18 protein-coding genes are annotated in these 20,958 nt (G+C 61.5%); 6 read left to right on the plus strand and 12 right to left on the minus strand.

Annotated features, from left to right (window positions below; translation table 11 throughout):
* Positions 1 to 28: 28 nt before the first annotated feature.
* The 8 genes from tldD to mreB form a co-directional block, all read right to left on the minus strand.
* Positions 29 to 1,474, minus strand: coding sequence for a metalloprotease TldD (gene tldD / locus NA647_RS14705; protein WP_256058363.1), 1,446 nt, complete (start codon positions 1,472 to 1,474; stop codon positions 29 to 31).
* A gap of 2 nt (positions 1,475 to 1,476) precedes the next feature.
* Positions 1,477 to 2,322 (minus strand): carbon-nitrogen hydrolase family protein, encoded by an 846-nt coding sequence (locus tag NA647_RS14710; RefSeq protein WP_256058364.1) that lies wholly within the window; start codon positions 2,320 to 2,322, stop codon positions 1,477 to 1,479.
* A gap of 38 nt (positions 2,323 to 2,360) precedes the next feature.
* Positions 2,361 to 6,161, minus strand: a complete 3,801-nt coding sequence (locus NA647_RS14715) for a YhdP family protein (protein WP_256058366.1) — start codon at positions 6,159 to 6,161, stop codon at positions 2,361 to 2,363.
* A gap of 417 nt (positions 6,162 to 6,578) precedes the next feature.
* A complete protein-coding gene (gene rng, locus NA647_RS14720; protein WP_256058367.1) occupies positions 6,579 to 8,036 on the minus strand; it encodes a ribonuclease G in 1,458 nt (485 codons plus the stop codon).
* 248 nt (positions 8,037 to 8,284) lie between these two features.
* A complete protein-coding gene (locus tag NA647_RS14725; protein ID WP_256058368.1) occupies positions 8,285 to 8,875 on the minus strand; it encodes a Maf family protein in 591 nt (196 codons plus the stop codon).
* Between the two features lie 82 nt (positions 8,876 to 8,957).
* Positions 8,958 to 9,446 (minus strand): rod shape-determining protein MreD, encoded by a 489-nt coding sequence (gene mreD, locus NA647_RS14730; protein WP_256058370.1) that lies wholly within the window; start codon positions 9,444 to 9,446, stop codon positions 8,958 to 8,960.
* Entirely contained in the window at positions 9,443 to 10,417 is a 975-nt protein-coding gene (mreC, locus tag NA647_RS14735) for a rod shape-determining protein MreC (RefSeq protein WP_423836481.1), read from the minus strand. The genes mreD and mreC overlap by 4 nt, the downstream gene beginning before the upstream one ends.
* 129 nt (positions 10,418 to 10,546) lie before the next feature.
* The gene (gene mreB, locus NA647_RS14740; protein WP_131649891.1) at positions 10,547 to 11,584 is read right to left on the minus strand and encodes a rod shape-determining protein MreB; all 1,038 of its coding nucleotides are present in this window, start codon (positions 11,582 to 11,584) and stop codon (positions 10,547 to 10,549) included.
* A 313-nt stretch (positions 11,585 to 11,897) separates the two neighbouring features.
* Between mreB and gatC the strand changes: the two genes are divergently transcribed.
* The 6 genes from gatC to NA647_RS14770 all read left to right on the plus strand — a co-directional run bounded on the left by gatC (position 11,898) and on the right by NA647_RS14770 (position 17,889).
* Entirely contained in the window at positions 11,898 to 12,185 is a 288-nt protein-coding gene (gene gatC / locus NA647_RS14745; protein WP_256058371.1) for an Asp-tRNA(Asn)/Glu-tRNA(Gln) amidotransferase subunit GatC, read from the plus strand.
* A 14-nt stretch (positions 12,186 to 12,199) separates the two neighbouring features.
* Complete coding sequence (gene gatA / locus NA647_RS14750) at positions 12,200 to 13,651, plus strand: Asp-tRNA(Asn)/Glu-tRNA(Gln) amidotransferase subunit GatA (protein WP_256058373.1); 1,452 nt, start codon at positions 12,200 to 12,202, stop codon at positions 13,649 to 13,651.
* An 11-nt stretch (positions 13,652 to 13,662) separates the two neighbouring features.
* Complete coding sequence (gene gatB, locus NA647_RS14755) at positions 13,663 to 15,108, plus strand: Asp-tRNA(Asn)/Glu-tRNA(Gln) amidotransferase subunit GatB (protein WP_256058374.1); 1,446 nt, start codon at positions 13,663 to 13,665, stop codon at positions 15,106 to 15,108.
* Positions 15,109 to 15,266: 158 nt separating this feature from the next.
* Positions 15,267 to 15,650, plus strand: a complete 384-nt coding sequence (locus NA647_RS14760; RefSeq protein ID WP_256058375.1) for a septal ring lytic transglycosylase RlpA family protein — start codon at positions 15,267 to 15,269, stop codon at positions 15,648 to 15,650.
* Between the two features lie 32 nt (positions 15,651 to 15,682).
* Complete coding sequence (locus NA647_RS14765) at positions 15,683 to 16,768, plus strand: calcium/sodium antiporter (protein WP_256058376.1); 1,086 nt, start codon at positions 15,683 to 15,685, stop codon at positions 16,766 to 16,768.
* 29 nt (positions 16,769 to 16,797) lie between these two features.
* Positions 16,798 to 17,889: a calcium/sodium antiporter gene (locus NA647_RS14770; RefSeq protein ID WP_256058377.1), complete on the plus strand. Its 1,092-nt coding sequence runs from the start codon at positions 16,798 to 16,800 to the stop codon at positions 17,887 to 17,889.
* 80 nt (positions 17,890 to 17,969) lie between these two features.
* Here NA647_RS14770 and NA647_RS14775 read toward each other — a convergent pair whose 3' ends face one another.
* The 4 genes from NA647_RS14775 to NA647_RS14790 all read right to left on the minus strand — a co-directional run bounded on the left by NA647_RS14775 (position 17,970) and on the right by NA647_RS14790 (position 20,844).
* Positions 17,970 to 18,395, minus strand: a complete 426-nt coding sequence (locus tag NA647_RS14775) for a bactofilin family protein (RefSeq protein ID WP_131649884.1) — start codon at positions 18,393 to 18,395, stop codon at positions 17,970 to 17,972.
* Positions 18,396 to 18,410: 15 nt separating this feature from the next.
* On the minus strand, positions 18,411 to 18,767 hold the full coding sequence (locus tag NA647_RS14780; RefSeq protein WP_256058378.1) for a hypothetical protein: 357 nt from the start codon (positions 18,765 to 18,767) through the stop codon (positions 18,411 to 18,413).
* Entirely contained in the window at positions 18,748 to 19,728 is a 981-nt protein-coding gene (locus NA647_RS14785; protein WP_256058379.1) for a M23 family metallopeptidase, read from the minus strand. The genes NA647_RS14780 and NA647_RS14785 overlap by 20 nt, the downstream gene beginning before the upstream one ends.
* Before the next feature lie 174 nt (positions 19,729 to 19,902).
* Entirely contained in the window at positions 19,903 to 20,844 is a 942-nt protein-coding gene (locus tag NA647_RS14790; protein WP_256058380.1) for an AEC family transporter, read from the minus strand.
* Between the last annotated feature and the right edge of the window lie 114 nt (positions 20,845 to 20,958).

Genomic DNA, 20,958 nt, shown 5'->3' on the forward strand with positions numbered 1-20,958 from the left:
GGTAGCTCTCGACTTCAGGCTTCCAGCTTCAAGCTGCCCCCGTCCCCCCCACCGTAATCCCGTCGATCTTCAGCGTCGGCTGTCCGACACCCACCGGCACCGATTGGCCGTCCTTACCGCAGGTGCCGACACCGCTGTCCAGTTCCAGGTCGGTACCGACCATCGACACCTTGTTCATCACATCCGGACCGTTACCAATCAGAGTCGCACCCTTCACCGGTGCGGTGATCTTGCCGTCTTCGATCAGATAGGCCTCGCTAGTCGAGAACACGAATTTCCCACTGGTGATGTCCACCTGCCCGCCGCCGAGACTCGCACAGTAGATGCCCTTCTTCACCGAGCGGATGATCTCTTCCGGGTCGCTTTCGCCCGCCAGCATGTAGGTGTTGGTCATCCGTGGCATCGGAAGGTGCGCGTAGGACTCACGCCGCCCATTACCCGTAGGCGCAACGCCCATCAAACGCGCGTTGAGCTTATCCTGGATGTAGCCCTTGAGAATGCCGTTCTCGATCAGCGTGGTGCACTGGGTGGGCGTGCCCTCGTCGTCGACGCTCAGCGAGCCGCGGCGATGGGCCAGGGTGCCGTCATCGACGATGGTGCACAGTTTGGAGGCGACCTGCTGGCCGATCCGGCCGCTGTAGGCCGAACTGCCCTTGCGATTGAAATCGCCTTCCAGCCCGTGCCCGACCGCCTCGTGCAGCAACACGCCGGACCAGCCCGGCCCGAGCACGACGGGCAGGGTGCCGGCCGGCGCCGCCACGGCTTCGAGATTCACCAGCGCCTGCCTTAGCGCTTCGCGCGCATAGCCCATCGCGCGGTCTTCATTGAGAAAGTAGTCGTATCCGGTACGCCCACCGCCGCCCTGCCCGCCGCGCTCACGGCGTCCGTTCTGCTCGACGATGACGCTGACGTTGAAGCGCACCAACGGGCGAATGTCGGCAGCCATGCCGCCGTCCAGTCCCGCCACCAGAACATGCTCCCAAACACCGGCCAGGCTCACCGTCACCTGCTTGATACGCGGGTCCAGCGACCGTGTCGCGACGTCGATACGCTTGAGTAGCTCGACCTTTTCCGCCCGACCGAGCCCATCCAGCGGATTGTCCTGAACGTATAGCGGCGCGAAAGCCGCCTTCGACAGCACTTCGACACGGCCCTGCTCGCCACTGCGAGAGATCGAGCGGGCCGCTTCGGCTGCCTGGCGCAGCGCATCGGCAGTGATCGCGTTGCTGTAGGCGAAGCCTGTCTTCTCACCGGACAACGCCCGGACGCCCACGCCCTGCTCGATATGGAAACTGCCTTCCTTGACGATGCCATCTTCCAACACCCAAGACTCGGACACCTGGTCCTGGAAATACAAGTCCGCGCCATCGATGCCGGGGCCGGCCAGTTCGCCAAGCAAACCTGGCAGGTCATCGAGCCCCAGCCCACCCGGTGTCAGCAGTCGCTCGGTGACGGGTAACAACAGTTCACTCATATCTACTCCAAAGTGCCCGAGGCAATACGGGGCGCGCAGAATCGGCGATGACTCAGCACTGGCATGCGCTGGCGCGTCGCAGCCTGTTCGGCCGCATCCCGCTTGGCAATCAATGCCGCCTCGCCAGTTGCCTGCTCGCTCAACACGCGCCCCCAGAAATCCACGATAGACGAATGCCCGTGGGTCATTCGTCCGCCAGGGTGTTCGCCACCCTGGGCTGCAGCCAGCATATAGCATTGCGTCTCGATGGCCCGCGTACGTATCAACATCTCCCAATGAGCCTGACCGGTCACCTCCGTAAAGGCCGAAGGAGCGCTGATCAACTCGGCACCGTCCAGACGCAACGCCGAGTACAGCTCGGCAAAACGCAGGTCATAACAGACGGTCATTCCCAGCCGCCCCACCGGCGTGTCGACTACCACCAGCCGCTCACCCCCCGCATAGTCGTCCGACTCACGGTAGCGGCCTCGCGCATCGCTGACATCGACATCGAACAGATGCAGCTTGTCGTAACGCGCAGCGCGCTGCCCCTGATCGTCGACGAGCAATGAACAGGCCCTGACCTTCGCTTGTGGCTGATCATCCGGCGGCAACGGCAACGTGCCGGCGACGATCCATAACCTGAGGTCACGTGCGGTCTGTTTCAACCACGGCAGTATCGGGCCGACGCCCTCGGCTTCAGCCCTTCCGACTGCTGGTAGATCGGTCCGCCCCATGGCGGCGAAATTTTCCGGCAGCACCGCAAGCTTTGCCTCAGCCTCGGCGGCCCGTTCCAGCAGCCGCCTGGCAGTGGCGAGATTCGCCTGGATGTCGGCCTGACTGGTCATCTGGATAACGGCGAATGTCATGGGAATACTCTGGCGGCTTAGCCGCGTCGGAACGGTGTTCAGTTGGGTTTTTCGAAGGGCTTGTCGAAGGTGATCTTCGGCGATTGCCACGGGCCCTCGACCTTGTACTGAACGCTGGCGAAGCGGGCGACCTTGTCGCCCAGCAGCTTGTCGACGACGAACAGAGCACCGCCGATGGCCGGCGCGCCGACGATCAGCGCCGCCAGCGGCAGGTTGTTGCTGACCGGGAGCGTCACCAACAGCCTGGCGTCGATCTGATCATTGACCAGATCCAGCCGGCCATTGAGTTCGAGATTGCTCGACGGCCCGGTAACCGTCAGCGGCTGCGAGGTCGTGTAGATGCCATCGGCCGCAAGCAGTTCAGCCTCGATCCGATCGTAGCTCAGACCCTTGCCGAACAGATCGGAGAAATCCAGCCGCAGTCGTCGTCCGATCGAGTTGAAATTGAGCAGGCCAAAGACCCGCAGCGCCTGCGCCCCGCCGTCCACTTCGCGAAGTTGCCCGCTGCGCAGCCGGGCGTCGAGCCGGCCGGACAATCGATTCATACCGAAAAATGCCGGCGACCCCGGCCAATTGCCGTCCACGTCCAGACGAAAATCCTCGCTGGTCGTCGAGGGTGCGAAGCCCCAGGCCAGCAGCACATCCGCAAGATTCCCGCCTTCCAGCCGCCCCTTGTACCAGGTGCGCGAACCACTCCAACCGCCATTGCCGCCGATCCTCAGCCCCTTGAGGTTCAGATCAATATCGGAAAATGCCAAGCCATCGGTGGTAGGTCGCACCTTCAGCGACCAGGCACCCAGCGGCTCCTCGCCGCGCAGCACTTCGGCCACGGCGATATCCATTGCCGGCAGCGCCTTGGGGTCAACGGCGGCCAGCGGATCACGCGGCTGCTCCTGTGGCTTGTTCGGGTCGGCTGCCGGAAGCCGTAAGCGTGAAAGGTCCAGCACGATGGGCTCGCCGTCGGTATTCGGCAGGCGAGCGCTCCCAGCGACCGTCTCGCTATTCAGGCCCAGCAACCAGCCGGTAGAAGCCGGCTGCAGCTCAATACCCAGGTTATCGATTTGCGTGCCAAAACCTTCAAAGGCGCCGATATCGAGTTGAACCGAACGCAGCATCGAAACACCGGCCTCACTCTTTGACGTATCGCCATAGGATTCCAGCAACGCCTGCCATTCCCCTAGGTTCAGCTGTGGCACGCTACCGCGCACATGCAAGCCCTGATCAGTACGCAGGTTTGCCGCAGCGCCGCCCAGCACCAGCTCACCGCCGCCCTCAGCCCAGTTGGTGCCCGGCGCGACGAAGGTCAGCGCCGCCAGCCTGTCGTGCCTAAGCGTGTACTGTTGGCGCTCACCGCCGAATGTCATCCGCAGCGTCGTGTCGCGCCGCTGCTCGGCAGGCTTGCCAAACGGCGCGGGAAGCGCCAGCACGGCGCCTAGCAGCGAAGAATCAACCTGCAGTTGGCTACCTTCGCTTCCCACGAAAAGATTCAGCCGGAGCGGTAACCTTCCAGATACCGGCAAGGCTTGTTCGATTTCGCCCCACGCCAGCAGCTGCTGCACCGCCACGGTACCCGACGCCTCGATTCGCGTGGAGGGTTTGCCCGCCTCACCAGTAGCAGTAGCCTTTCCCTGCACTTGACTACCCAGCGTGCGTCCTCGGAACGCTTTAGCACTGAAGCCCCGCTCGCTGTCATAGCGAAACTCGCCCGCCAACGCTTCGAGCTGGAGCTTCGCCTGCGTAATCGAAAGCGAAGCATCAGTGCTGGAAAAATCGGCAATCACCTGGGGGCGGCCGTCCCCGCCCAGCGGAATATCCAGTCGCAGCGAGCCACTCAAGGGGCCCTCACCGCGCCAGCCGGCGAACAGCTCGGCGGTGCCGATCGGTGCCACTTGCATCACGGTAAGCGCGTCCCGCAGATGGCCGTCCACCTGACCCTGAATATTCAACCGCGGCGGAGCGGTGTGGCCCAACGGGATGTCTGCCGTGGCGTCATGCACACGGCTGTCGAGCATGCGCGCTTCGGCAAGCCGTACCCGCACGCCACTGTTCTCGATCAGTACCTCGCCACGTCCTTCACGCAACACCGGCCAGCCAGGTTGGAATGCGAGTTCGGCATCCTTCACGTTGAAATACAGGCTGAGGCTGCGGGCGTTATCGTCAGCGCTTTTACCCAACGCACCCTGATACTGGAAATAACCCTGTTCCACGATACCGCCGCGTATCGCCGTGTTCAGCCATTCGCTCAATGCGGGGCTCAACGCGGGTGAACGTGTCGGCAAGTATTTCTGCTTGTAGTGAGCATCGCCGTCGCGGATGCCGACCCGCAGGTCCATATAGTCTTCAGCCGCTGGATCACGCATCAGGCGGATCAGGAAATCGCCAGCGATGCGCCCTTCGTCTCCATCGATCTGCAGATAGGGCGCGGCAAGCGTGAAGGCCTGGTCATCAAGCGTCCAGCGCAGGCTGCCGCGGGCGCGAGGGTAATCCCAGCGTTCCGAAAACAACTCGGCCAGATGCAGGCTGAAGTCATGGTTATCGAAACGCAGCTCACCGCCGGCAAGATCACCCTCCGCCGCGCCACTGACATTGCGCGCACCCGGTATCCACTTATGCGCAGCGATGCTGACCTCATCGAGGTTAGCGGTGAAGGCCAGCCGCTCAGCACCGGGCGCGGCCGGGCGGTAGTCGAGTTGCAGATTGCGCAATGTTCCGCTGGGAGCCAGACCAAGCAGATACTCGGTGGCTACTTCGGGCAGTTCGACTCCGGCATGCACCAGCGCCGCTACCGGCGCTATGGCGATGTGATCGGCCTGCAGGCGCCAGCGATCCTCGGCAATGTTCTGCTGGAGCACCACCGCCGTCTCCCGCCAGCGAGCTTCTTCGAAGGTGAACGCCAGACCATCGAGGTGCAAGCGATAGCCTTCGCTCACGCGGTCGAGATAAGCATTTATCGCCAGATCCTGAATCTGCACCGGCTCACGTTGCGATTGCCCCACCTGCAATGCCGGCGCGTTCATTCGGATCACCGCGCGGGACACACTCTGGTCACGCCAGTCTAGCCATACCTCTCCGCCGGCCTGTAGCTGTGCGAGGTTCCAATTGCCGGTCAGGCTTTTCGGAATCCAGGCAGCCCAATCGCTCTGTGGAAGGCTGGCGTAGAGTTCGGCCTCACTGGCACGCCAGTCATTCGCCGCGACGCGCGCCTGGGCACGCAGACTCAAGGGTTGGCCATCCGGTAACAGCAAGCGGCCGTCCAGACGCAGCTTCTCGCTCTCGGTGCGTAATTCTAGATTGGCATAGGTCAGCGTCAGTGGCCCCTCGGCATGCGCCTCGAACGTTATCTGGCTGTCCAGAAGCCTGAGACGCCGAATCTTCTGCAGCTCGGCCAGAAGCTTTTGCAGGTCCATGGGGCTTTGCTCGGCTCGCTCGGGCAACCCATCGACACGCCATTTGCCTTCGGCGCTCTGCACCAGGCTCAGGTGCACGCCGGTGAACTCCACTGCGTTGAAGTGCAACTGACGAGACAGGAGGCTCGCGACCACGTCCGGCACCAGCGTCAGGCGATCCAGCCGCACCGCCGCATCGCCCGCGCCCAGAATCACATCCTGCGCCAGCAACTGCGGTGCAAAACCATCCCAGCGGCCTTCCACCTTTCCGAGCGCCACCGGCATGTCCAGCAACTCATGCGCCTTGTCCTGAACCTCCAGACGGTACTCCGCGACCAGCGGAACCAGCTGACGACCGAGACTCACGTAGAGCGCCAGCAGCATCAGGCCGATCGCGCCCAACCAAAGGCAACGACGCAGGAAAACGAGAACCACCGCCAGCAACCGACTCATACGGATACGCTCCGCTCATCCGAGCCCGGATGGCCAGGCTTGCATCTAGGGTCTGTTCCGGTTTCGTCACGGCCGCGACGGAGCCGGTTTTTGCACGAGACAAGGCCGCGCCCGCACCCGGCGGGCTTGCGGTTTTCACTCCATCCATGGAGATCGCACGAGTCGCGCAGTTTGGTCGTTCCAAATAAGCGACGAGAAACGCCGTATCGCACAAAAACCGGCCCGTCCCTACGGGTTGCGCGGCAAATCTCGCCATGCGGCGTTGCGGGACTTGGTAAGGGAGCAACCATTACCTGCGCCCCGCGCGATCCACATGGATGTGGTGAATGCAGCAGGCCCGCCGGGAGCGGGCGCTGCCTTGCCTGGCGAGATTTGGCGCAGCAACGCGGCTCGCAGCGAAACGGCAACAGACCCTAGTCAGAGCAACACCACGTCGTACTGTTCCTGGGAATACATGGTCTCGACCTGGAACTTGATCGAGCGTCCAATGAAGCTCTCGAGATCGGCAACGTTTCCCGACTCCTCGTCGAGCAACCGGTCGATGACCTTCTGGTTCGCCAGCACCCGATAGCCTTCGGGCTGATAGGCGCGGGCCTCGCGAAGAATCTCGCGGAAAATCTCGTAGCAGACGGTCTCGGGGGTTTTCAGCTTGCCGCGTCCCTGGCAGCACATGCACGGCTCGCACAGCACCTGCTCAAGGCTCTCGCGCGTACGCTTGCGCGTCATCTGCACCAGCCCCAGCTCGGTGATGCCGATGATGTTGGTCTTGGCGTGATCGCGCTCCAGCTGCTTTTCCAGCGTGCGCAGGACTTGGCGGCGGTGCTCTTCGTCTTCCATGTCGATGAAGTCGATGATGATGATCCCGCCGAGATTGCGCAGCCGCAGCTGACGCGCAATGGCGGTGGCGGACTCGAGGTTGGTCTTGAAGATGGTTTCCTCGAGGGTGCGATGGCCGACGAAAGCACCGGTATTCACGTCGATGGTGGTCATCGCCTCGGCCGGGTCGATGATCAGGTAACCACCGGACTTGAGCATGACCTTACGCTCGAGCGCCTTCTGGATTTCGTCCTCAACGCTGTACAAATCGAATATCGGTCGCTCGCCTGGGTAATGCTCCAGGTGTTCGCTCAGCTCGGGCATCAGCTCATCGACGAACTGGCTGACTTTCTGAAAATTTTCGCGCGAGTCGATGCGGATCTTCTCGATACGCGGATTGACCAGATCACGCAGGGTGCGCATGGCCAGCGACAGATCCTCATAAATGATCGTTGGCGCGCCGGCGGTTTTCATCTGCCCGTCTATCTGCTGCCACAAGCGGCGCAGGTAGCGAATGTCCATTAGAATTTCATCGCTGCCGGCACCTTCAGCGGCGGTGCGCAGGATGAAGCCGCCGGTCTCCTTGATGCCTTCAGCCGCGACGCACTCGGCCACCACCTGTTTGAGACGATCCCGCTCGGCCTCGTCTTCGATGCGAAGTGAAATGCCGACATGGCTGGTTTTGGGCATATAGACCAGATAACGCGAAGGGATCGACAGCTGCGTAGTCAGACGGGCGCCCTTGGTGCCGATCGGGTCCTTGGTGACCTGCACGACCAGCGCCTGCCCCTCATGAACCAGCGCGCTGATGGGCTCGACCGCATTACCTTCCCGGCTGGAAATTTCCGATGCATGGATGAAGGCCGCGCGCTCCAGTCCGATGTCGACGAACGCCGCCTGCATGCCGGGGAGCACGCGGACCACCTTGCCTTTGTAAATATTGCCGACGATGCCGCGGCGCTGAGTGCGCTCGACATGCACCTCTTGTAGGACACCGTTCTCCACCACCGCCACCCTCGACTCCATGGGGGTGATGTTCATCAGAATTTCTTCGCTCATTGTTGTTCTCGGCCGATGGGCGGGTGAACCAGCCGAAGCTGACGAGTTGGCTCGATTCTAACGGCATACGCCTTCAAGCCACAGGGCTGTAGTGGCCTGTGTGGCTAGTTCAATGAGTCAATTTCGGCGCCTGAGGCCCTGATACTGCGTTGCCGCTCCTCACCATAGCCAGCTACGACTCGTCGCAGCGCCTTGCCTCAGGACCTCTGGCGTCCGAATTTGAGTTAAGCAACTAGCCGTACAGGCCACTAGGCGGAGCTTTTAGCCCAATACTCGATCCCGCGCGTGCCGAGCAGTTGCGCCGTTTCGCATAACGGCAGCCCGACCACGCCCGAGTAGCTGCCCTCCAGGGCGCTTACGAAGACCGCTCCCCAGCCCTGAATGGCATAGCTGCCCGCCTTGTCCTGCGGCTCGCCGCTGGCCCAATAGGCCTCGGCCTCCTCCGGTCGAATGGTTCGAAAGCGCACCTTGCTGGTAACCAGTTGCACCACGCAACCCGACGGGCTGGCCAGTGCGACAGCGGTCATCACCTCATGCTCGCGGCCAGACAGCGCCAGCAGTGTTTTCAGCGCATCGGCCTTGTCTGCCGGTTTTCCGAGGATCTGCTGGTCCAGCACAACCGTGGTATCGGCACCCAGCACGCAGGCCGAGGCGTCGTCGAGCAATGCCAGGCCCGCCACGGCTTTCTCCCGGGCCAGACGCTTGACATATACGTCTGGCGGCTCTGCTGGATCAGGGGTTTCATCGATGGCGACCGAGAGGACGGAAAATGGAACGCCGATCTGCATCAGCAGTTCACGGCGGCGCGGTGAGGCGGAGGCGAGAAACAAGGTCGGCATGCCAGCTCCTATGGTACGAGCGAAGCAGATTCGCAGGTCCAGACCATGCTCGGAAGCATCCCCAGAGCCGAGCGTCTGCAGCTCAGTAGACGTTGAAACGCCGCCGCGCCCATTGCAGAGCGACGAAGACCCAGGGCCAGAGCAAGGCACTGACCGGCACGGGTATGAGAAACAGAAGCGTCGGAGGGCGGTTGCCCGTCAGCGTATTGAGCCACAACTGCACCAGCTGCCCGATTCCGAGAATCACCATCAGCACCAGACTCTGCTGCAGCAAGGGGAACATCCGCAGACGTTGCTGCAGGCTCAGCACCAGAAAGGTGATCAGGATCAGCGGCAAACCGTTCTGCCCCAGCAAGGTGCCGGACAGGACATCGAGCATCAAGCCGAAGAAGAACGCCGCCGCCATACCGCCACGATGCGGCAGGGCAATTGCCCAGTAGGCGATGAACATGCCGAGCCAGAGTGGACGCGCTAGCCCGAAGCTCTCTGGCATGGGCGCTACGCTGAGCAGCAGCGCCAGCGCCAGCGATAACCAGATGACCCAGCCGTTGTTGTGTCGTCCGCTGATCATCGCCGCTCCTCACCATTCGGCGGTGCTGCGCTCGGCACAGTCGGGGCGGCATCGGGCGTTTGCGCTTCGGATTCAGCTTCGGCGGGAGCAGGCGTTGCTGATTCGCCTGAACTGGCCGCCTCGCGATCCGCTGTCTCCTGCGCCTGCGCTGCGTCGGTAGCACGTTCTTCTGGCGTTCGCGAATCGCTGAAGACCAGCAGTAGATAGCGGCTGCGGTTGAGCATGGCGGTGGGAATGGCCCGGACGATCAGGAAGGGTTGGCCGGAGCCGCGCACCACTTCGGTGACCTGAGCGACCGGATATCCACTGGGAAAGCGCTGCCCCAACCCGGAACTGACCAACAAATCGCCTTCCTTGATATCAGCCGTCTCGGCGACGTGACGCAACTCCAGGTAGTCCGGGCTACCGGTGCCGACCGCAATGGCTCGCAAACCGTTACGGTTGACCTGTACCGGAATGCTGTGGGTCACGTCCGTCAGCAATAGCACTCTGGCGGCATAAGGCATCACTTCGACGACCTGCCCCATCAAGCCACTGGCGTCTAGCACCGGCTGACCAAGAAACACCCCGTCACGCTCGCCCTTATCGACCAGGATGCGGTGCGTGAAAGGATTGGGATCGAGCCCGATCAGTTCACCGACGATTACCTTGTCGTCGACCAGCGCGGCGGAATTGAGCAGCTCGCGCAATCGCACGTTTTGCTCGGTCAGCGTCGCCAGCTTCTGCAGGCGCCGCTGCATCAACAACGCTTCGGCCTTGAGCTTCTCGTTCTCGGCGACCAGGCTGGTACTGCTGGTAAGCTGCTCCGTGGCCCGCTGCCACGTTCGCACTGGCAAATCGGCTAGCCAGTAAAAGGGCGTCAGCACTAGCCCCATCTGGCTGCGCAAGGGTTTGAGCGTTTCGAAACGTGCGTCCACCACCATCAACACGACACAGAGCACGGCAAGCACCAGCAGGCGCACTCCGAGCAGGGGTCCTTTGGCGAATAGTGGTTTGATCGACGGATCCTCTCAGCTGCAGGCTTCAAACTAAACGCGACAAGCCGAGAGCAGGGCCAACCCCGCTTTCGGCTTGCGCTTGGAGCTTACCGACGTGTGGGATTACTCCGTGGACAACAGATCCATGGCGTGACGATCCATCATTTCCAGCGCCCGGCCACCACCGCGCGCCACGCAGGTCAGCGGCTCTTCGGCGACGATCACCGGCAGACCGGTCTCCTGTGCCAGCAGCTTGTCCAGATCGCGCAACAGAGCCCCACCACCGGTCAGCACCAGGCCGCGCTCGGCGATATCGGAGGCCAGTTCCGGCGGCGATTGCTCCAACGCGCTTTTAACCGCCTGGACGATGGTCGCCAAGGATTCCTGCAGGGCCTCGAGCACCTCATTGGAGTTGAGCGTGAAGCTGCGTGGGACGCCTTCGGCCAAGTTGCGACCACGAACGTCGACTTCACGTACATCGGTGCTGGGGAAGGCGGTGCCGATTTCCTGCTTGATGCGTTCGGCGGTGGATTCGCCGATCAGGCTGCCGTAGTTGCGGCGTACATAGGTGACGATGGATTCGTCGAAACGATCGCCGCCGACACGGACGGATTCGGCGTAGACCACGCCATTGAGCGAGATCAGTGCGATCTCCGTGGTACCACCGCCGATATCGACGACCATCGAACCGCGCGCTTCGTCGACCGGCAGGCCGGCACCAATGGCCGCTGCCATCGGTTCTTCGATCAGGAATACTTCGCGTGCGCCAGCGCCGAGTGCCGATTCACGGATCGCACGGCGCTCGACCTGAGTGGATTTGCAAGGAACGCAGATAAGTACGCGTGGGCTGGGCTGCAGGAAGCTGTTTTCGTGAACCTTGTTGATGAAGTACTGCAGCATTTTTTCGCAAACGCTGAAGTCCGCGATCACGCCGTCTTTCATCGGGCGGATGGCGTTGATGTTGCCGGGGGTACGACCGAGCATGCGTTTGGCGTCGGTACCCACCGCGACGACGCTTTTCTGGTTGCCGTGAGAACGAATGGCAACCACTGACGGCTCGTTCAGGACGATGCCGCGATCGCGCACATAAATAAGGGTATTGGCAGTGCCCAGGTCGATCGACAAATCGCTGGAAAACATGCCACGCAGTTTCTTGAACATGGGAAAAGGGCCCTGAGGCAAACGCGTGGGGAAAAAAGTGCCGCAAACTCTAACAATGGTGCGAACGTAGGGCAAGGCGCGAGTCCGCGCTTGGCGGGCCAGACGTGAGCCAACGCGCGAAAAATGATCGACGCCGCGAAACCTCCAGACTGCCCGCAAGCCGCAGCCGCGCTACCGACAAGCGCCGTAGACATGTAAGATTGCTGGCTTTTCCGGGCTCGAATGCCCACCGCTGCGACTCGCCCCTGCTGCACTTGTGTCGGTCTTGGCCGACGGAAGGCACGCCCGACTCGCTTCCCGCTGGAGAATCCCGATGGCGCTTGAACGCTCCGAGGTGGAAAAGATCGCTCATCTGGCCCGCCTGGGTCTGAATGAAGACGACCTGCCCCGCACCACCGAGACCCTGAACAACATACTCGGCCTGATCGACCGCATGCAGGCCGTCGACACCAACGGTATCGAGCCGCTGGCCCATCCGCTGGAAACCCACCAGCGCCTGCGTGCCGATGAAGTTACCGAAGCCAACCAGCGCGATACCAACCAGGCGATCGCACCGGCCGTGGAAGACGGACTGTATCTGGTCCCACGGGTAATCGAGTAATGAAGGACGCCGACATGCATCAACTGACCCTCGCCGAGATCGCCCGCGCCCTGGCCGACAAGCGTTTTTCCGCCGAAGAGCTGACTCGCTCGCTGCTCGAGCGCATCCAGACGCTCGACCCGCAACTGAACAGTTTCATCACCTTGACCGAAGAGCAGGCCATTGCCCAGGCTCAGGCGGCCGATGCACGTCGCGCCAATGGCGAGAATGGCGCGCTGCTGGGTGCGCCGATCGGTCACAAAGATCTTTTTTGTACCCAGGGGGTGCGTACCAGCTGCGGCTCGAAGATCCTCGACAGTTTCAAGTCCCCCTATGACGCTACCGTCGTCGAGCGACTCGCCGCAGCCGGAGCAGTTTCGCTGGGCAAGCTGAACATGGACGAATTCGCCATGGGCTCGGCCAACGAATCGAGCTTTTATGGCGCGGTGAAAAACCCTTGGGACCTGACCCGCGTGCCGGGCGGGTCCTCCGGCGGATCGGCCGCTGCGGTGGCGGCGCGCCTGATTCCCGCCGCGACCGGTAGCGACACGGGCGGCTCGATCCGCCAGCCCGCCGCACTGACCAACCTCACCGGAATCAAACCTACCTACGGACGGGTGTCGCGCTGGGGCATGATCGCTTATGCCTCCAGTCTCGATCAGGGCGGCCCGCTGGCCCGCACCGCAGAGGACTGCGCGCTGATGCTCGGAGCCATGGCCGGCTTCGACCCGAAAGATTCCACCAGCGTCGACCAGCCGCTGGACGATTACCTCGCCACCTTGAACCAGCCGCTCTCCGGCCTGCGCATCGGCCTGCCGAAAGAATACTTTGGCGAAGGCCTCGACCCCAAGATCGCCACTGCGGTAATGGCGACGGTGGAAGAGCTGAAGAAACTCGGCGCTACGGTGAAGGACATCAGCCTGCCGAACATGCAGCACGCCATCCCTTCCTATTATGTGATCGCGCCCGCCGAAGCCAGCTCCAATCTGTCGCGCTTCGATGGCGTGCGTTTCGGTTATCGCTGCGAGAATCCATCGGATCTAACCGACCTCTACAAGCGGTCGCGCGCCGAAGGTTTCGGTGACGAGGTCAAGCGCCGGATCATGGTGGGCACCTATGCATTGTCCGCCGGCTACTACGATGCCTATTACCTGAAGGCGCAGAAGATTCGTCGCCTGATCAAGAACGACTTCGTTACTGCATTCGAGGAGGTGGATGTCATTCTCGGCCCGACCACGCCGAACCTGGCCTGGAAGCTCGGCGAAAAGAACGCCGATCCGGTCTCGGCCTATCTGGAAGACATCTACACCATCACCGCCAACCTCGCCGGCATTCCGGGTCTGTCCATGCCGGCCGGTTTCATCGACGGCCTGCCGGTGGGCGTGCAACTGCTGGCGCCGTACTTCCAGGAGGCGCGCCTGCTCAACGTGGCGCATCAATATCAGCAAGTCAGCGATTGGCACCTGCGCGCCCCGGCCGGATTCTGAGGAGATTGAAGATGCAATGGGAAACCGTGATCGGGCTGGAAATTCACGCACAGCTCTCGACCCAATCGAAGATTTTCTCCGGTAGCGCCACCACTTTCGGTGCCGAACCCAACACTCAGGCCAGTCTGGTTGATCTGGGCATGCCCGGCACGCTGCCGGTGCTCAACGCCGAAGCCGTGCGCATGGCCTGCAAATTCGGCCTGGCGATCGATGCCGAGATTGCCGAGAAGAACGTGTTCGCGCGTAAGAACTACTTCTACCCTGACCTCCCCAAGGGCTATCAGACCAGCCAGATGGACCACCCCATCGTCGGCAAGGGTTTTCTCGACATCACCCTGGAAGACGGCACCACCAAGCGCATCGGCATCACCCGCGCCCATTTGGAAGAGGATGCCGGCAAGAGTCTGCACGAAGACTTCCACGGCATGAGCGGTATCGACCTGAACCGCGCCGGTACGCCGCTGCTGGAAATCGTCTCTGAGCCGGACATTCGTTCGGCCAAGGAAGCGGTGGCTTACGTGAAGGCCATGCACTCGCTGGTGCGCTACCTGGGCATCTGCGATGGCAACATGGCCGAGGGTTCGCTGCGCTGTGACTGCAACGTCTCGGTACGGCCCAAGGGCCAGGCCGAGTTCGGTACTCGCGCCGAAATCAAGAACGTCAACTCCTTCCGCTTCATCGAGAAAGCCATCAATCACGAGGTGCAGCGCCAGATCGAACTGATCGAGGACGGCGGCACGGTGGTTCAGGAAACTCGCCTATACGACCCGAACAAGGACGAGACGCGCTCTATGCGCAGCAAGGAAGAAGCCAACGACTACCGTTACTTCCCCTGCCCCGACCTGCTGCCGGTGGTGATCGAGCAGAGCTTTCTCGACGATATCCGCGCCAGCCTGCCGGAACTACCGGTACAGAAGCGCGAGCGCTTCCAGCGCGAATTCGGCCTATCCGCCTATGACGCCGACGTCCTGGCTGCCAGCCGCGAACTGGCCGATTACTTCGAGCAGGTCAATGCAACCTGCGGCGATGCCAAACTGTCGGCCAACTGGGTGATGGGCGAGCTGTCCAGCCTGCTCAACAAGGATGGGCTGGAGATCGACCAGTCACCGGTATCCGCCGTACAGCTGGGCGGCATGATCCTGCGCATCAAGGACAACACCATCAGCGGCAAGATCGCCAAGATGGTGTTCGAGGCCATGGCTGCCGGCGAAGGTTCGGCTGACGAAATCATCGAGAACAAAGGCCTCAAGCAAGTGACCGACTCGGGTGCTATCGAGGCGATGCTGGACGAGGTGCTAGCGGCCAATGCCGAGCAAGTCGAGCAGTACCGCGCCAGCGACGAAGCCAAGCGCGGCAAGATGTTCGGCTTCTTCGTCGGGCAAGCGATGAAGGCATCGAAAGGCAAGGCCAACCCCGGCCAGGTGAACCAACTGCTCAAACGCAAACTCGAGGGCTGAAGCGACGGGGCGGGCCTGTAATCGGGCTCGCCTCGTTTCGCTATTGACCACAACGCACGAAACGTTGAACGGCTGCCCCGCTTGACGCTCAAAGCCTTTCGCGGCCAGAAGCAATCCGCTGGCCGGTATCTGACCATTCCGCTGAGAAGGATTGGCTCATGCGTACCAGACCGCTGCTTGTTCCACTGCTGCTCGCCCTGATCGGCGGCTGCGCCGAAGACCAGAGCAACGACCAGAAAGTCGAAAGCACTTTCACCCAGCAGGGCAAGGCCTCCTATTACGCTCGTAGCTTTCATGGCGAGCAGACCGCGAGCGGCACGATCTTCAATCAGAACGAACTGGTCGCCGCGCACCAGACCCTGCCATTTGGCACGCAGGTGAAGGTGACCAATCTGGAGAACGGCAAAAAGGTAACGGTGCGTATCGTCGACCGAGGTCCGTTCAAGCCAGGACGCATCATCGACCTGTCGCGGGTCGCGGCCGGCAAGCTCGATCTGCTCGAAGACGGTGTAGCCAACGTCGAAATCGAAACAGTCGACTGAGGGGCTTAAGCGCCCAATCACATGGAGTTCGGATGAGTTTGATGATAGTCGCCTATCTCATTGGCGGATTGATATTGCTGGTGCTGGGCGCCGAAGCCTTGGTGCGCGGCGCCTCGCAGCTTGCGGCACGCTTCGGTATCTCGCCGCTGATCATCGGCCTGACCGTCGTCGCGTTCGGCACCAGCGCGCCGGAAACGGCTGTCAGCGTTCAAGCCGCCATGAGCGGCAGCGGCGACATCGCGGTCGGCAATGTTATCGGCAGCAATATCGCCAACATCCTGTTGATTCTCGGACTGTCCGCGCTAGTGGCGCCGCTGCTGGTGTCGCGCCAACTGGTTCGCCTTGATGTGCCAGTGATGATCGGCGCCGGCGTATTAACCTTCGCCCTTGCCTGGAACGGCCGCGTCAGCCGCCTGGACGGCTGCATTCTGCTGGTGTTTCTGCTGCTCTATACGGCGTTTCTGATCATTGCCAGCAGGCGCGAGAAAAAGCGCGAACGGCTCGACGAGTTCGCCATTGAATACGGCCCTGCAGGCCAGCCGAAACCACTCGGCTGGCTGATCCAATTGTCGATGGTACTGCTCGGGCTGATCCTGCTGGTGGCAGGTTCGAATCTGCTGATTGACGGCGCGGTAGCTCTGGCAAGGGCACTGGGCTTGTCGGAACTGGTAATCGGCCTTACGGTGATTGCAGTCGGCACGTCCATGCCTGAGCTAGCGACCTCCCTGCTAGCGGTGTATCGGGGGCAACGCGATATCGCCGTCGGCAACGTCGTCGGCAGCTGCATCTTCAACTTGTTATTAGTACTTGGCGCCGGAGCTGTGGTATCGGCTGAAGGCCTATCGATTTCCCCCAATGCCCTGGCCTTCGATTTCCCCGTCATGCTCGCCGTATTTGGTGCCTGCCTACCGATCTTCTTTTCGGGGTACCGGATCAATCGCTGGGAGGGCGCCATGTTTTTCGGCTATTACCTGGCATACACGCTCTATCTTGTGATGTTTTCCACCGGCCTGCCGTCCATCGACCTGTTACGCCACGCAATGACTTGGTACGTATTGCCCTTGACCGCCATGACGCTTTTCGTGATCTTTCTGCGCGCCTGGAAACACCAACGCTGAGCCAACCCTTCCTCCTGGAGCAACCATTCGTGTCCCCGATGACGTTCGTCTACTTGATAGCTGGCCTGGTGCTTCTCGTTGCCGGTGCCGAAGTGCTGGTACGCGGCGCGGCCAAACTGGCAGCACAGTTCGGCATCCCCCCGCTGGTCATCGGCCTGACCGTCGTGGCCTTCGGTACCAGTGCGCCTGAAACCGCGGTAAGTATCCAGGCATCACTGAACGGTAGCGGCGACATCGCCATTGGTAACGTACTCGGCAGCAATATCGCCAACGTTCTGCTGATTCTCGGTATGACCGCGCTGGTCGCGCCGCTGATCGTCTCTCGCCAGCTGATCCGCCTCGACGTACCGATCATGATTGGCGCCAGCCTAGTCACCTACGCCCTGGCCTGGGACGGCTCGTTAAGCCGCCTCGATGGCGCCCTGCTGTTCACCGCGGTCGCCAGCTACACCGTGTTTTTGATTATCAGCAGCCGCAAAGCTAATGCGGCCGCAACCGCACATGATGAGTTCGCCAAGGAATTCGGTCTCGACGCGCAACCAAAACCCTATGCCAGCCTTATTAACGCTGGTCTGGTCGCTGCGGGCTTGGTCCTGTTGGTGGTGGGCTCCAACTTCCTAGTGGAGGGCGCCGTGTCTCTGGCCCGCGCACTGGGCTTGTCGGAACTGGTGATCGGCTTAACGGTAATTGCCATCGGCACCTCGCTTCCCGAACTAGCCACCTCGATACTCGCTGCCATTCGCGGTGAACGCGACATCGCCGTAGGTAATATCGTCGGCAGCAATATCTTCAACCTGCTCTGCGTATTGGGGCTGGCCTCGCTGGTGTCACCGGAGGCGATCACTGTAGCTGCCAGCGCGTTGGCCTTCGACTTCCCGGTAATGATCGCGGTGGCGCTGGCGTGCCTGCCCATCTTCTTCACCGGCTACGCCATCGACCGCTGGGAGGGCTTGCTGTTCCTCGCCTATTACGTGGCGTATACGGTGTATCTGGTGATGGCCAGCACTGAACGTCCATTTGCCGAAACCTTTGGCGATGCGATGATCGGCTATGCCTTACCACTGACCGCAGTGACGTTACTAGTTATCGCCAGCCGGGCCTGGAAGAAACAGAGCCAATAGATCGATAGCGGCCCCTGCACACCTGCAAGCGGACCGGCCTGGAAGCAAAGCTGGGCTTCAGGCCGCGCGGCTCACTCGACTCAACCTTCGCGAGCCTGAGACCGCGGCAGCTCAAAAACCTGCGCGGTCTCTTCTTCATCACTCATCCGGCTGAGCGTGCCGTCGACCACGGCGCCGTTTTCCATGCTCAATTGACGGTAGCGGATATTCCCGCACACCCGCGCGTTGGAATGCAGTTCGAGCAAATGCTCGACCACCAGATCGCCAACGATGACGCCGTCGATCAGCGCATCGTAACTGCTGACATTACCCTCGATCCGGCCATCGGCACTCAATGCCAGCAGGCTGTGCGTTCCAGGCTTGTGGCAGACGTTGCCTGTCACCGTGCCGCTGATTTTCAGCCCTTCCTCGAATGCCATATCGCCGGCCAGCGAGACATTGCCGGAAATCAGACTGGAGAACTGGTCGACGGCGACTTTCGGCGCCGGCTTCTTCTTGTCGAACATTTTTGATCCTCGGTATTAACGGGCTTTCTTCTGCTGGCGGAAAAAAGCCAGGTCTGTCTGCAGCCGCTCGATTTGTTCGGACAGCTTGGCGATGCGCCCGAGCAATTGCTCCTGCGTCGCTTCGGCTTCCTGGCGTTGCAGCCGACGCTGCTCGAGCGCATCCCGGAGCGCCTGATTTTCAATGTCCAGCGCAGCGACCTGCTCCTCGTAGGCGCCATGCTCGATAACGCGCAAATAGAGCAGCGCGCCAATTACGCACAGCATCGCGACGATCAACCAGAGCCACGAACGCGAGCTACGCCGGGCTTGTAAACGATGCTCGGAACGTAGCAGCTCGCGGGTATCGAGCGTTCTAGTCTTGAGCCTGAACATCGCTGTCCCGCTCTAGATCGCCAAGGGCGAGGAAGCGCTGAGGATCGACGAATCGCCCCTTGTGCAGCACCTCGAAATGAAGATGCGGACCAGTAGAGCGCCCGGTGGAACCTACCGCCCCGATCCGCTGCTCAGGCGTTACCACATCGCCCGCGCGCACGTGCAGACGCGATAGATGTGCGTAGCGAGTCACCAGCCGATTGCCGTGATCGATTTCCACCAGCTTGCCGTACGCGCCGCGATTGCCGGCAAAGCTCACCCGACCACCCGCCGCAGCGACTACATCGGAACCGGAGCGCAACGCGAAATCTACGCCGGAATGGAAGGCTGGTTGCTTTCTGAACGGATCGATACGGTTACCGTAGGCCGATCCCAAGCGCGCCTCGCCGACAGGGCGGCGGGACGGAATCGCCATGAGCGCCGCGTTGCGTTCTGCCACACGCTGAAGCATGCCGTCCAACAACACACGCATGCAGTGCGCCGACGTCTCGGTGCGCTCCAGATCGTCGAGCGATACGCTGCCGACCTCCAATGTCAGCTCACTCGAGCATCCTCGTGGCGGTAGCAGCACGCCGCCCTGCCCTTCGCTGACACGAGCCGGCTCCGGCGCCAGCAAGGGCAGCAGGGCTGGATCGAGTGCCGAAAGTTGCTGGCTCAGAATACGCTGCTCACCGAGCATGTCCTGCAATGCGAGCACATCGGCTTCGATGGATTTCAGCCGACCCACCACTTTTCCGACACGCGCAATAGCGAAGCGATCTTCGCTCCCAAGGGCTACCTCTTCCTGACTCGCGGCCTCACGCTGGGGCTCTAGATCCCGTCCGATCCAAATGCCACCGGCAAAGGTTCCGAGATTGAGGAGCAGCAGCAACGCCAGACCTGGACCGAACAGGCGGTGCTGGTTGACGACGCGATTGGCATCACGCGTTAGCGAACGGCTCGAAGGTGTGAAAAACGACATCGTCAATCCTCAGAAAACAAGGCGGCCCGCACTGATAGAAACGCCATCGACCGTCCGAGGCAATGTGACGGAAACCGGTGTTTTTTTCTGAGGCCTATTGAGCGATTACGACTATTCCGCTGAATTTCTTAAGCTGGGAAAGAGGACATCGATCACAACACGGGCAAGCGGCGCCTAGAGCCACCCCAGCCAGCCTAGCAATAACAGCCCGAGGTTGATGCTCAGCGCAGCCATCAATGTGGTGATCACGATGATGATCGCCGCTAGCTGATGATTGGCGTTGACCGCTCGCGCCATGACGAAGCTTGCCGAAGCCGTAGGACTGGCGAAGTACAGGAACAGGATGCCCAGCTCCGCGCCGCGGAAGCCGACCAGCCAAGCCCCCGCTGTAGCCAGCGCGGGAAGCCAGACCATCTTCATCAGACTCGCGCTGATGGCCATGCCGCTGCTCTCGCGCAGGACCGAAAGCGACAGCGTGCCGCCGATGCAGATAAGCGCCAGCGGCAAGGTCATCTGTGCAAAATACTGCCCGGAAGTCATCAACCAGTCCGGCAGCGGAATCTGCAAATAGGCAAAGGGGATGGCCGCCGTCACGCCGATGATCAACGGATTGCGCAGGATGCTGAGCAGGATCGATCCAGCACTGGCGCGCGCGCCTGGGCTGTAGATCGCCAGAATCAGCGCCGACAAGCTGTTGTAGAGCAGTATCACCACGCCCGCCAGAACACCGCCCAGCGACAGACCGTAATCGCCATAAAGACTGGTTGCCAGCGCCAGGCCGACGATACCGTTATTGCCGCGAAACGCGCCCTGAACGTAGACGCCACGATCGGCATGCGGACAACGCCAGAGCGCCCAGGCCCAGGCGAGAAAGAAGGTCGTGACAGTGGCGATGACGTAATAGATCAGCAGGCTCGGCTGCAACGCCGCATCCAGATCGGCCTTGATGATCGAGATGAACAGCAGAGTCGGCATGGTGGCGTTGAATACCAGCGCCGATGCCGTCTGAATGAACGCAGCGTCAATCCAGCCCAGCCGCTTAAGCGCTATACCGACGAACAACATGACGAACACCGGGGCGGTAACGCCCAGGGTCTGAACGGCAACGGAAAGCATGATAGGCTCGATCGCTTAAAAGCTGGAAGCTGGAAGCTGGAAGCTGGAAGTATGGATTGCCCCAAGCGCGTCGAGAACCGCCGAACGGCTCGCTTGCGCTTCAAGCTTCAAGCT

This window comes from Stutzerimonas stutzeri (assembly GCF_024448985.1).
GTDB classification, from domain to species: domain Bacteria; phylum Pseudomonadota; class Gammaproteobacteria; order Pseudomonadales; family Pseudomonadaceae; genus Stutzerimonas; species Stutzerimonas stutzeri_AP.

Coding starts and splice junctions, on each gene's coding strand:
- NA647_RS14765 (WP_256058376.1), top strand. CDS start 15,683: ATGAGTTTGATGATAGTCGCCTATCTCATTGGCGGATTGATATTGCTG.
- rng (WP_256058367.1), bottom strand. CDS start 8,036: ATGAGCGAAGAAATTCTGATGAACATCACCCCCATGGAGTCGAGGGTG.
- NA647_RS14780 (WP_256058378.1), bottom strand. CDS start 18,767: ATGTTCAGGCTCAAGACTAGAACGCTCGATACCCGCGAGCTGCTACGT.
- NA647_RS14790 (WP_256058380.1), bottom strand. CDS start 20,844: ATGCTTTCCGTTGCCGTTCAGACCCTGGGCGTTACCGCCCCGGTGTTC.
- NA647_RS14775 (WP_131649884.1), bottom strand. CDS start 18,395: ATGTTCGACAAGAAGAAGCCGGCGCCGAAAGTCGCCGTCGACCAGTTC.
- NA647_RS14760 (WP_256058375.1), top strand. CDS start 15,267: ATGCGTACCAGACCGCTGCTTGTTCCACTGCTGCTCGCCCTGATCGGC.
- gatC (WP_256058371.1), top strand. CDS start 11,898: ATGGCGCTTGAACGCTCCGAGGTGGAAAAGATCGCTCATCTGGCCCGC.
- NA647_RS14710 (WP_256058364.1), bottom strand. CDS start 2,322: ATGACATTCGCCGTTATCCAGATGACCAGTCAGGCCGACATCCAGGCG.
- NA647_RS14785 (WP_256058379.1), bottom strand. CDS start 19,728: ATGTCGTTTTTCACACCTTCGAGCCGTTCGCTAACGCGTGATGCCAAT.
- NA647_RS14725 (WP_256058368.1), bottom strand. CDS start 8,875: ATGCCGACCTTGTTTCTCGCCTCCGCCTCACCGCGCCGCCGTGAACTG.
- gatB (WP_256058374.1), top strand. CDS start 13,663: ATGCAATGGGAAACCGTGATCGGGCTGGAAATTCACGCACAGCTCTCG.
- gatA (WP_256058373.1), top strand. CDS start 12,200: ATGCATCAACTGACCCTCGCCGAGATCGCCCGCGCCCTGGCCGACAAG.
- tldD (WP_256058363.1), bottom strand. CDS start 1,474: ATGAGTGAACTGTTGTTACCCGTCACCGAGCGACTGCTGACACCGGGT.
- NA647_RS14715 (WP_256058366.1), bottom strand. CDS start 6,161: ATGAGTCGGTTGCTGGCGGTGGTTCTCGTTTTCCTGCGTCGTTGCCTT.
- mreB (WP_131649891.1), bottom strand. CDS start 11,584: ATGTTCAAGAAACTGCGTGGCATGTTTTCCAGCGATTTGTCGATCGAC.
- mreD (WP_256058370.1), bottom strand. CDS start 9,446: ATGATCAGCGGACGACACAACAACGGCTGGGTCATCTGGTTATCGCTG.